This window comes from Clostridium sp. (assembly GCF_032552055.1).
Classification (GTDB): Bacteria; Bacillota; Clostridia; order Clostridiales; family Clostridiaceae; genus Clostridium.
Genome location: NZ_JAWGSV010000079.1, coordinates 1 through 12,514, shown reverse-complemented (window position 1 = coordinate 12,514; position 12,514 = coordinate 1). Strand labels below are relative to the sequence as shown.

General features: G+C 29.7%; 8 protein-coding genes. All 8 read left to right on the top strand.

Annotated elements, in window-relative coordinates:
• Window positions 1–89 precede the first annotated feature (89 nt).
• On the top strand, window positions 90–1,445 hold the full coding sequence (locus tag E6248_RS07365; RefSeq protein WP_316340174.1) for a glucose-6-phosphate isomerase: 1,356 nt from the start codon (window positions 90–92) through the stop codon (window positions 1,443–1,445).
• Window positions 1,445–1,888, top strand: a complete 444-nt coding sequence (locus tag E6248_RS07360; RefSeq protein ID WP_316340172.1) for a YaiI/YqxD family protein — start codon at window positions 1,445–1,447, stop codon at window positions 1,886–1,888. Before E6248_RS07365 ends, E6248_RS07360 begins: the two co-directional genes overlap by 1 nt.
• Window positions 1,889–2,011: 123 nt before the next feature.
• Window positions 2,012–4,096 (top strand): triple tyrosine motif-containing protein, encoded by a 2,085-nt coding sequence (locus tag E6248_RS07355; RefSeq protein ID WP_316340171.1) that lies wholly within the window; start codon window positions 2,012–2,014, stop codon window positions 4,094–4,096.
• Window positions 4,097–4,345: 249 nt separating this feature from the next.
• Entirely contained in the window at window positions 4,346–5,119 is a 774-nt protein-coding gene (locus E6248_RS07350) for a lytic transglycosylase domain-containing protein (protein ID WP_316340170.1), read from the top strand.
• Between the two features lie 127 nt (window positions 5,120–5,246).
• A complete protein-coding gene (locus E6248_RS07345; RefSeq protein WP_316340169.1) occupies window positions 5,247–5,963 on the top strand; it encodes a pseudouridine synthase in 717 nt (238 codons plus the stop codon).
• 757 nt (window positions 5,964–6,720) lie between these two features.
• Complete coding sequence (locus E6248_RS07340; protein WP_316340168.1) at window positions 6,721–9,969, top strand: UvrD-helicase domain-containing protein; 3,249 nt, start codon at window positions 6,721–6,723, stop codon at window positions 9,967–9,969.
• A 272-nt stretch (window positions 9,970–10,241) separates the two neighbouring features.
• Entirely contained in the window at window positions 10,242–12,233 is a 1,992-nt protein-coding gene (gene ligA / locus E6248_RS07335) for an NAD-dependent DNA ligase LigA (protein WP_316340167.1), read from the top strand.
• A 5-nt stretch (window positions 12,234–12,238) separates the two neighbouring features.
• Window positions 12,239–12,514, top strand: a 276-nt coding sequence (locus E6248_RS07330; protein WP_316340166.1) for a hypothetical protein, incomplete at its 3' end; no start/stop codon positions are given.

Sequence of the window (12,514 nt, the reverse complement as noted above, 5' to 3'; positions counted from 1 at the left end):
TATTAAAATTATGAAATGTACTATGTAAATTATGATATAATATAATAGAAATTATCATCGGAATTCCCAGAAGATACGGAGGTTGAACAATGAATAAAGGATTAAAGCTAGATTTATCTAAGGTAGAACCTTATGTAAAGATAGAACAAGAATTAAATTACATGGAAGCAATGGTTAAGGGTGCGCATGAAACTCTTACAAACAAGACTGGTGCAGGAAATGACTTTTTAGGTTGGTTAGACCTACCTGTAAATTACGATAAAGAAGAGTTTGACAGAATAAAGAAATCTGCAGAAAAGATTAAAGGAAACTCAGAAGCGCTAATAGTTATTGGTATTGGTGGTTCTTATTTAGGACCTAGAGCTGCAATTGAAATGCTAAATAGCAATTTCTACAATGTTCTTGGAAATGATAAGAGAAATACACCAAAGGTATTTTTTGTTGGAAACAATATTAGTTCAACATATTTAGCAGACCTTTTAGATGCTATTGAAGGAATAGATATAAGCGTTAACGTAATATCTAAGTCAGGTACTACAACAGAGCCTGCTATTGCTTTTAGAGTATTTAAAGATTATATGGAAAAGAAATATGGAGTAGAAGGTGCAAAGGAAAGAATATTTGCAACTACTGATAAAAGCAAAGGTGCTTTAAAATCACTAGCAGACGAAATGGGATATGAAAGTTTCGTTATACCAGATGATGTAGGTGGAAGATTCTCAGTTTTAACTGCTGTTGGATTATTACCAATAGCTGTAGCTGGAATTAATATAGATGAAATGATGCAAGGAGCTGCTGATGCAAGAGAAGCTTATGCAACAGATGACTTTAAGAACAATGATTGTTATAAATATGCTGCGATGAGAAACGTATTATATAACAAGGGAAAAGAAATAGAAATATTAGTTAACTATGAACCAGGTTTACACTACTTTAATGAATGGTGGAAGCAATTATTTGGAGAATCAGAAGGTAAGGATCAAAAGGGTATATTCCCAGCTGCTGTTGATTTTTCAACTGACTTACACTCAATGGGACAATACATTCAAGAAGGAAGAAGAACTATATTTGAAACTGTATTAAATGTAGAAAAGGCAAAGAGAGAAGTAGTTATTGAAAAAGCTGAAGGAGATTTAGATGGATTAAACTTCTTAGCTGGAAAGACTATAGACTTTGTTAATAAGCAAGCATTTAATGGTACATTATTAGCTCATAATGATGGTGGAGTTCCAAATATCGTATTAAATATTCCAGAACTAAGTGCTTACTACTTTGGACAAATGGTTTACTTCTTTGAAAAAGCATGTGCTATAAGTGGATATCTTTTAGGAGTTAACCCATTTGATCAACCAGGAGTTGAAGCTTACAAGAAAAACATGTTTGCTTTACTTGGAAAGCCTGGATATGAAGAATTAAAAGCTGAATTAGAAGCTAAATTAAAATAGTGAGAATAATAGTAGATGGAGATGCCTGTCCAGGTATCTCCATTATTGAAAAAATAGCAAAATATTACAATCTAGATTTAATAGTATATTGTGATATAAATCATTATATAGCTTTAGATTATGGTGAAGTAAAGATAGTAGACTCTGGATTTCAAAGTGTAGATATGTATGTAGTTAATACTTGCATTAAAAATGATATTGTTATTAGTCAGGACTATGGTGTTGCAGCTATTTGTCTTGGTAAGGAAGCTTATGTTATTAATCCTAAAGGATATAATTATACTGATAAAAATATTGATAGGTTATTAGAAGAAAGACATATTTCCCAAAAGATAAGAAAAGCGGGTGGAAGAACTAATAATCCTAGAAAAAGGACAAAAGAAGATGATATTAGACTTAAGGCTACCTTAGAAAAGATAATAGAATGTAACTTAAGAGAATAAGCTGTAGAAATATAGAAGACGGTTTATTCTTATTTTTTTATATAGATGACAAATTTCGTTTTATATTTTCTTATGTTAACTGTATAATATTGTTAGGGAATATTTGAAATAGGGTGTGAGGGTATGAATGAATTTGAATTAATTTTTGATAAAGAAAGTCCAGCTTTATTAGGGGAAGAAATTAAGGTTAAAGTTATAAGCAATTATGAGAGTGGTTATGAATATAAATTTTTTATAGGATATCCCTGTGATAGAAGATGGAGCTGGGTTACATTAAAAGATTTTTCTATCAGTAAAGAATGTGAATGGAAGCCAGAAAGCATAGGCTCTTATATGATAATGGTCAATATACAAGATTCTAGTGGAAAGGTTACTTCCATAAGAAGTGAATTTAAGATTGCAGATGATGTAGAAGTATCTAATAAAGAGGAGGGCAAGGAAGTTAACAATAATAATATGAAGTTAATTAAAGATGTTATTATAGATAAAACTTCTCTAACTTTAGGAGAAAAAATAAATTTAGACGTACTAACGTCAGAAGAAGAAATAATATTATATAGATTTTGGATTAGAGGAAGTCAAGGTTGGGAGCCATTAAGAGATTATACTCCGGAAAATAAATTTACCTATACTACTAATAAAGCTATGGATGGGGAAATTTTAATTGAATGTAAACGACCTTCTTCAGCTAATAATGTTGATGATTTTACAACTATTAAGTTTAAGGTTAATGAAAAGCCTAAGATAGAAGTAACTTCTTTTGAATGTTTAAGTGATAAATTATTAATTGGTGAAGAACTTGTCTTTAAAGTTGGAGTAAATCTTGAAAGATCAAGAACTATTTTATATAAATTCTTAAGAGTTGATAAGAATGGGAAAACTACTTGTATTCAAGATTATTCAACTAAGAGTAATATATCTTTTTATGAAAAAGAAAAAGGAAAGTACAAGCTTCTATGTTATGTAAGGGATATTTTCTCTAACAAGCCTTATGATGATAGGGCTGCAATGATTTATTATGTTAAGCCTTATGAAGAAATTAAAATAAGGAGTTTCTCTTCGGAGCTTAGTTCACCACAGTTATGTGGAAATACTGTAGCTTTTAAAACTAAAGTTCAAGGTGGAAATGAAGTTTTATATAGATATATAGTTGAAGGAACTGTAGCTGAGGATACAGGATATATTAGATCTAAAATATTTAATTGGGAAACTAAATCAGAAGGTGAATATAAGATTAAAGTCTTAGTAAAAGATATGTCTTACTCTGGAGAATATGAAGATATTAAAGAAATAATTTTTAATGTCGATAAGAAAGGTGAGAAGCCTGTTAATATATTAGATATTACAGCTAGTAAAACAAGAGGCTGCATAAAAGGTGAACCTATTAATTTAAAGGTTAAGGCTGAAGGTGGAACTGAACTAAAATATTCTTTTATCGTTTATAAAGATGGAAAAGAAAAAGAAAGAAGTAAATATGGAGCAATGAACTGGGTAAACTTTACTCCAGAAGAAAGTGGAGAGTATGAAGTTGAAGTTAGAGTTTTAGATAAGTATTCTCTTAGAGATTATGATGCTCATGAATATTTATTTGTAAAGGTTAAGGACTACCAAGAAGCTGAGATAGATTATGTATTATTATCTCAAAATGAATTTTATTTAGTAGGAGATACCATAGAAATTGAAACAATAGCTCAAAACACTAAGAATGTATTGTTAAGATATATTACTAAAATAAATGGGCATGAAGTTGAGGATACAGGGTATATAAAGAGCAAAACATTAAAGGTTAAGCCTAAATGCCCAGGAAAATATACTTTTGAAATTTATGCTAAAAATGTTTTGTGTAAAGATGAATTTGATACTAAAAAAGAAGCTATTATTTATGTAAATGAGGCTACACCAGTAACTAATACTAAAATTACATTAAACTCAGATAACATTATTGAAGGTAAGGAAACTACTTTTGAAGTTAGGAGTGAAGGTGGCAAGGAAGTATGTTACGAATTTTATATTATGGAAAAAGGAAATTGGGTTAGAGTACAAGCTTATAGTAGAAAAAATTACTATACATTTTTCCCATTTGCTCCAGGAGATTATAAAATATTAGTATTAAGCAAGAGTTATTATAAAAAAGTCAACTATGAAGATTATGCATATTTAGAATTTAAGGTAAAAGAAGAGGCATCAATGTGTCAAGGCACAATGTAAAATTAAGAATGAATAATGTAGAATGAAGGAAAAAACTCTTATAGGAGTTTTACAGATTGTTGAAAAACCCTATTAAAAAATATAGTTTTTTTCCATATAAAAGTAGTTAATTTTAGTAATTCTGTAGGAGTTACATCAATAATTCTTGATTTTTAATTTTTAATTCTTAATTCTTAATTTGGACTGTTTGTGCCATATTAACTGCAGTATAAAATATAAAACAAGTGATGATATTTATGGAGGGTAAAGATGAATATTTCTAAGGTAGAGGACATGTTAACTTTAACAATAAGTAAGGACATGCTTAAGCAAGCCATGGGTGACGGTATGGAGTTTGAATTAGTATATGAAGCACTAATAAAACAAATTGAGGAAAATGGAAGCCTATCATTATCTAATAATTCCTCATCAGAAGAGAATACTGATGATTCTACCATTAGCTATGTTACAGCATCAGCAGGCCAAAAACTTGAAGATATTCCACTAAGAATAAGAATTGCAAAAGCAGAAAGTGAAACAATAGATAGTGAAAGCCTATCTATAGGTAATGAAAATCTAGTTATAGATAATGAAAGTGATATATCTAGTTTATATGATTCTCTTAAAGGTACTTCATCAGCAAGTATGGATGAGATTCTTTCAACTGTAGATAAATATAGCGCTAAATATGGAGTAGATAAAAATCTAATACTTGCAATAATAAAGCATGAATCAAACTTTGATCCTAATGTAGTATCATCAGCAGGAGCAAAGGGACTTATGCAGTTAATGGATTTTAACTCAGAAGCCTATGGACTTACAAATCCCTTTGATATCGATCAAAATATAAATGCTGGAGTTCAACATATTAAATCTTATTTAGATTTATATGATGGAAATGTAGAACTGGGTTTAATGGCATATAATGCAGGGCCAGGAACTGTAAGTAGAAGAGGCGTAAAATCAATTGATGATTTATATAAAATGCCACAAGAAACACAAAACTACGTAACTAAAATCATGAAGCAACTTAAAAATGAATAATGAAAAAATTAAGGGTAAAACTCAGACTGCGTTCTGAGTTTTTTTCATTCCCCATTTGCTAAAATTAAGATAAAGTAATAAAATAAGTCGTAGTAGTTCAAAATAAACGAAGAAAGAAGGTGCCTTTATGGAAAGACTAGACAAGGTTTTATCTAATTTAGGGTATGGAAGTAGAAAAGAGATCAAGCAAGCTATAAGAAAAGGTCTTATAGAAGTTAATGGTGAATTAGTTAAAGATAATGGAATGCAAGTAGATCCTGAAAGTGACAGAATCATCGTAAATGGTGAGGAAATTTTTTATAGAAAATTTATTTATTTAATGATGAATAAACCTGATGGTGTGGTTTCAGCAACAGTTGATAATAGAGATGAAACAGTAGTTGATTTATTAGAAGTGGAGCATCAAGTTTTTAATCCTTTCCCAGTTGGAAGGCTTGATAAGGATACAGTAGGATTACTTTTCCTTACCAATGATGGTGAGTTAAATCATAGGTTAATTTCACCTAAGTGGAAGGTTGATAAGGTTTATTATGCTAAGATAGACAAGAAAGTTACTGAGGATGATGTGAACAAATTTAAAAAGGGAATTACCTTAGATGATGGATATCTTTGTAAGGAAGCTAAGCTTGAAATATTAAATGCTACAGATGAGGGGTCAGAAGTAGAGGTTACTATTCAAGAAGGTAAATTCCATCAAGTAAAAAGAATGTTTGAAGCTGTTGGTAAGGAAGTAGTTTATTTAAAAAGAATAGAATTTGGTACATTAAAGTTAGATGAAGACTTAGAAGAAGGCGAATATAGAGAACTTACTGATGAGGAACTTGCAGTTTTAAAAGGGTTTTAGCGAATAATATGTAAAAATGAAATAAAATCATTCATAACAATAAGATTTTACAATTATCTTTTCAAAATTCCTTGCATTTTACATCTATATGCACTATAATATCTATGCAAGGATAAATAAAAGGAATAAATAGCCCCCTTTTTATTTATTGCTTATTGCTAAAGCGCAACCTAGCCCCAAGGGTTGCGTTTTTTTGTCGTTCAAATGTAAAAGTTTACTTTGTGGAAAAATTTTTATAGTTTGTAAGAAGAAAACTTTTTGAAGGTTTTTTTATAGCTTTAATAGCCAAAATATATATTTTATTGAAAAAATTACTATAATATAAATTATAGGTATTGTAATATTACAGGAAAAAATATAGAGTTTTATTAGAATTAATTTAATTTATGACAAATATTGCATGGAAGAATAAATAGTGGATAAATGACGGGAAAAAATCTGTAAAAGCAATTAATGAATAAATAAATTCATTTAAAATTTGTTTATTCTTATTATGTAATAGGGGTTTTTAGGCAAGAATATAAAGGACATATGTGATATAATATGTTATTATACATAATGCTAAGATAGTAAAGTTATTTAGGAAAGATTAATCAAAGTTTCAATAAATAATCTGCATTTTGAGGCATTATGTTATTTAAAGTGAAAAAGTTTTGAAAGTAAATTATATTAATTGAAAGTATAGATAGAATATAATTTAAATAGATAGAGGATATTTATTACAACTTATATAGTATGAAAGGAGTCCGCAAGTCAAATGGATTTGAAAAAGTTACTTAATAAAGAACAATATGACGGAGCTACTACTGTTGATGGGCAAGTTTTAATATTAGCAGGGGCTGGTTCAGGTAAGACAAGAGTACTGACATATAGAATGGCTCATATGATAGAAGATTTAGGAATACTTCCTTATAAGATATTAGCTATTACATTTACTAATAAAGCTGCTAAGGAAATGAAGGATAGAGTTAAAGTTTTAATTGGTGATAGAGCAGAAGATATGTGGATTTCAACCTTCCACTCTACTTGTGTTAGAATCCTTAGAAGAGAAATAGAGAAGCTTGGATATAAGAAGAGTTTTACTATTTATGATTCTTCAGATCAAAAGACATTAGTAAAAGAATGCATAAAGGCATTAAATATAAATGATAAAGATATTAGCGAGCAAGAAATAATAAGTAAAATAGGTAAGGCTAAGGATAATATGCAAAGCCCTGCAGCTTTTATGAGAGAAAATGAAAGTAATTTTAGAGAGAAGAAGATTGCTGAGGCTTATGAGCTATATCAAAAAAGACTTAAGGAAAATAATGCATTAGACTTTGATGACTTAATTTCTAAAACAGTAGAATTATTTAAGAAGGATAAGGAAACCTTAGAGTTTTATCAAAGAAAGTTTCAATATATCATGGTGGACGAGTACCAAGATACTAATAAGGTTCAATATGAGTTTATAAGATTACTTGCTGATAAACATAAGAATATTTGTGTTGTTGGTGATGATGATCAATGTTTAGTTGAAGGAACATTAATCGAGACTGAAAAAGGCACAGTAAAGATAGAAGATTTAAAAGAAAATGATGAAGTTAAGGTTGCATCTGGAAAGGGTGAAACTAAGCTTTTAAGAATAAACAATATTTCAAAAAGAGAGTATTCTGGAACTGTTATAAAGATTGTAACAGAAGATGGAGATATTATAAAAGCTACTCCTAATCATATAGCATTTTCTAGATTAACATGTGATAAGAATAATTTTGTTGTTTACTTAATGCATAAAGAAGGAGTTGGATATAGGGTAGGAAAAGTTACGATTGATAGTAGCTTTGAAGAAGACTACACTAATATTTTAAGAGAAGAAATGCTTAAGGAAAAAGCAGATAAATTATGGGTCCTTAAAACTTGTGATTCATTAAGTGATGGAATTTATTATGAAGAGCTTTATTCAATTAAGTATGGAGTTCCTAAGTTTTCATTTAATGCAAGTATAGTTAATGGTGGAGTAAGCGAAGATAGAGTAAATAACTTATATAATAGCATTAATACTTTTGAATCAGCTGAAAAATTAATGGAGGAAAGATACCTATATTCAAAGTATCCTCATTATATTACATTAGAAAATAAGAAAGACAGTGAAGAAAGAAGAAATATTAATGTAACTTTCTTCGGAGGAGAAGATGAAACAAGTGAAGGGGTTTATTCTCACAATATAGTAGTTAATTCTTTAAATGAAGAAATTATAGCCCAAAAGGAAAATCAATATGATAAGGCAGAAGATTTTTCAATAAAATTATCATTAGAAAAGAATTTAGATATTATAAGAAAAGCTAAATTAACTAAGGAAAATGAGTTTAGATTTATGCCAGTAGGTAGCTTAAAAGTAGGAATGACTATTGCTATTTTTAAGGATGGCAAGATAGTTGAAGGGAAAATAGTTGAAAAAGAAAGAGAAGAATATAGTGGATATGTTTATGACTTAAATATTGACCATGCAAGAAACTATATAGCTAATAATGTAGTTGTCCATAACTGTATTTATCAATGGAGAGGTGCAGATATTAGAAATATCTTAGATTTTGAAAAGGACTATCCTAATGCTAAGGTTATAAAGCTTGAGCAAAACTATCGTTCTAAAGGAAATATATTAGATGCAGCTAACGTTGTAATAGTTAATAATGCTAATAGAAAAAGCAAGGCTTTAAGAACAGAACAAGAAGCTGGAAGTAAGATTAAGGTTTATAGAGCATATTCAGATGCAGATGAAGGAAACTTTGTTGCAAAACAAATAAGAAAGATAAAGGATGCAGAAAAGAAAGAGTATAAAGACTTTGCAATTCTTTATAGAACTAATGCTCAATCACGTATATTTGAAGAAAGTTTAAGAAGAAATGATATTCCATATAAGATTTTAGGTGGAACAAGATTCTATGATAGAAAAGAAATAAAAGATATGCTTTCATACTTAAAGGTATTAGCCAATCCTAATGATAGCATAAGCTTAAAGAGAATAATAAATGTTCCTAAAAGGGGAATAGGTGATGCAACTGTAGGCAAGGTATCTGATTTTGCAGAAAGCTATGAATTACCTTTATGGGATGCGTTAAGTACAGTTAGAAATATTCCAACATTAACACCTAGAAACTGTGGTGGAATAGAAAACTTTATGGAAATGATGGAAAAGTTCGTTGAAATGAGTGAAGTACTACCTGTTTCTAATTTAATAGAAATGATATTAAAGGAAACTGGATATATTGCAGAGCTTGAAAAGTCAAAAGAAATAGAAGATAAGAGTAGAATTGAGAACTTAAAAGAATTAGTTTCAGATGCTGTTGACTTTGAAAGAAGTAGTGAAGATACTACTTTATCAGCTTACTTAGAAAAAGTATCCTTAGTTCAAGATACAGATAAGCTTGAGGAAGATGCTGATAGTATAGTTTTAATGACTGTTCATAGTGCTAAAGGGTTAGAGTTCCCAGTGGTATTTATGGTAGGAATGGAAAATGGTATATTCCCGGGAATGGCATCCTTTGATAATCCGGCTGAAATGGAAGAATCAAGAAGGCTTTGCTATGTTGGAATAACTAGAGCTAAGGAACAATTATTTATGACTTCAGCTGAAGTTAGAAGACAATTTGGAAGAACTGTTGCATATGCTCAATCAGATTTTATAAATGAAATTAAGTCTGATCTTAAGGAATATGTATCAGGAGAATCTTTAGCATCAAGAACTGAAAATAGAAGTAGTATGTTCCAAGCAAGAAATAATTATAATAATCCTCATAGTTTAAGAAATAGCTCTAATGCTATGTCAAAACCTAAGATTCAAAGCACTCAAAGTTCAGTATCTAGCGATGAAGTTACTATAGGAAGAAAAGTAAAACACAGTAAGTTTGGAGTAGGTACAGTAGTAGCTATTGCAAATTCAGGAAGTGATAAGAAGGTTACTATAGCCTTTGATAATCAAGGAATAAAAATACTACTATTATCAGTGGCGAATTTAGAACTAGCATAGAAGTGCTGGAGCACAATGAAGAATGAAAAATGAAGAATGAAAAATTGAGGATAAAACTCCTTTGGGAGTTTTTGAGATTAAAGAGTTTTTAATCATTAATTGTGCTGTCTTAAAGACTGCCAGGGGATTTTATAATTCAGCTTGCCTGAATTATTTCAATAATTTTTCATTTTTCATTCTTAATTTTTAATTTCAAATTTTATAATTAATATTGGATGAATTATTTCAATAATTATCAATTGACATTATTAATTAGAGTGAGGTGTTTATAAGTGGATAAAAAGAAAAGAATTGAAGAATTAGTAGAAGAACTTAATAGATATGCTTATGAATATTATTCTTTAGATAACCCTTCAGTTTCAGATAAAGAATATGATGAGAAATATTATGAGCTTAAGGCTCTTGAAGAGGAAATAAATTATGTACTTCCATACTCACCTACATTAAGAGTTGGAGATAGGGTATTAGAAGGCTTTACAAAATATACTCATAAGGCTAGACTTTGGAGTTTAGATAAGGCTCAAACTTTTCAGGAGTTAAGAGATTGGCATAATAGAAATTTAAAGTTTATTAATGAAATGAATTTAAGGGGAGAAAATCTTCCAAGTCCAAGATATGTTTTAACTAAGAAATTTGATGGATTAACTATTAATTTAACTTATGATACAAATGGAGTATTAGTTGCAGCGGCTACTAGAGGAAATGGAGAAGTTGGTGAAGAAGTTTCAGCTCAAGTTAAAACTATAAAATCAATTCCTCTTAAGATAAATAATGAAGATATTTTTGAAGTTCACGGCGAAGCCATAATGACTACAGTAGCCTTTGAAAATTATAATAAAAATTCAGAAGTGCCACTTAAAAATTTAAGAAATGGTGCAGCTGGGGCTTTAAGAAATTTAAATTTAAAAGAAACGGCAAAAAGAAACTTATCAGCCTTTTTCTATGATGTAGGATATAAGGAAGGAAGTCCTTTTAAGACTTATGAAGAAATGTTAGATTTTATAAAGTCTAAGGGCTTGCCAATGGATGATTATGTTAAGTATTGTACTACTTTAGAAGAAATAGAAAAGGAAATTGCTTATATAAATGATATAAGATTTGATTTAAACTATGATATTGATGGAGTAGTAATTGCAATAGATGATATAAGGACTAGAGAACTTATGGGCTATACAGTGAAATTCCCAAAATGGGCAATTGCTTATAAGTTTGAAGCTCAAGAAGCTACTACTAAATTACTAGATGTTGAATGGAATGTTGGTAGAAGTGGTAGAGTTGGACCTACTGCAATTTTAGAACCTGTAGAGCTTGCAGGAGTAACAGTAAAAAGAGCTACTTTAAATAACATTGATGATATAAGAAGAAAAGGTGTTAGATTAGGAGCAGAAGTATTTGTTAGAAGATCTAATGATGTTATCCCTGAAATTATGGGAGTAGTAAATGAGTCTTTAGAAGGTACTGAAGAAATATTAGTACCAGAATTATGCCCAGCATGTGGGGCTCATTTAATACAAAATGGTGTTCATTATTTCTGTGAAAATACTTTATCATGTAAGCCACAAATGGTTAAGACTATAGTTCATTTTGCTTCAAGGGATGCTATGAATATTGAAGGCTTTTCTGAAAAAACAGCAGAGCAATTATTTGAAAAGTTAGATATGAAGTCTATTGCAAACTTATATAAGTTAAATAAGGAAGAATTATTAACTTTAGATAAGTTTGGACCTAAGAAAGCACAAAATCTTTTAGATGCAGTTGAAAGAAGTAAAGAATGTGAATTATATAGGTTTATATATGCTTTAGGAATACCTAATGTTGGTGTAAAGACTGCAAAAGATTTAGTTAATAAATTTAAATCTTTAGAAGGATTAAAGAATGCTAAGTTTGAAGAGTTAGTTTCTGTTCAAGATGTTGGTGATATAGTTGCACAATGTGTGCTTGGATTCTTTAGTGAGGAAAAATCTATTACTACTATTGAAGAATTATTAAGCCTTGGGGTAAATCCAAGATATGAAGAAAAAGAAGTAATAGCTAGTGTATTTGAAGGAAAAACTGTAGTAGTTACAGGTACTTTAGAGAAGTATTCTAGAGGAGAAATAAAAGAAAAGCTAGAAGGACTAGGAGCCAAAGTATCTGGAAGTGTAAGTAAGAAAACAGATTATGTTATTGCAGGAGCAGAAGCAGGATCAAAATTAACTAAGGCTGTTGAACTTGGAGTTAAGGTATTAAATGAAGAGGAATTTGAAGGCCTAATAAAGGAGTAATGAAAATGAAAAAATTTGGGGTAAAGGATGGACTTACCTTAATATGCACTTTATCTTCAATAGTAACTAGTGCAGTAATAGTCCTGACTTTTTTAACAACATATCATTTCATAAATAGTATGCCAAGTTTTAATTCCTATCAGCCATTGCAAATAGGAGTAAGCATTACTATGGCTTTATGGGCAATAAGATTTTCCTTATATAGAGTAGGAAAAGAAAGATATATATATTCATCAATTTGCTTTCTTATAGCACTAGTATCAATGTTCTTTGCTGTAAAT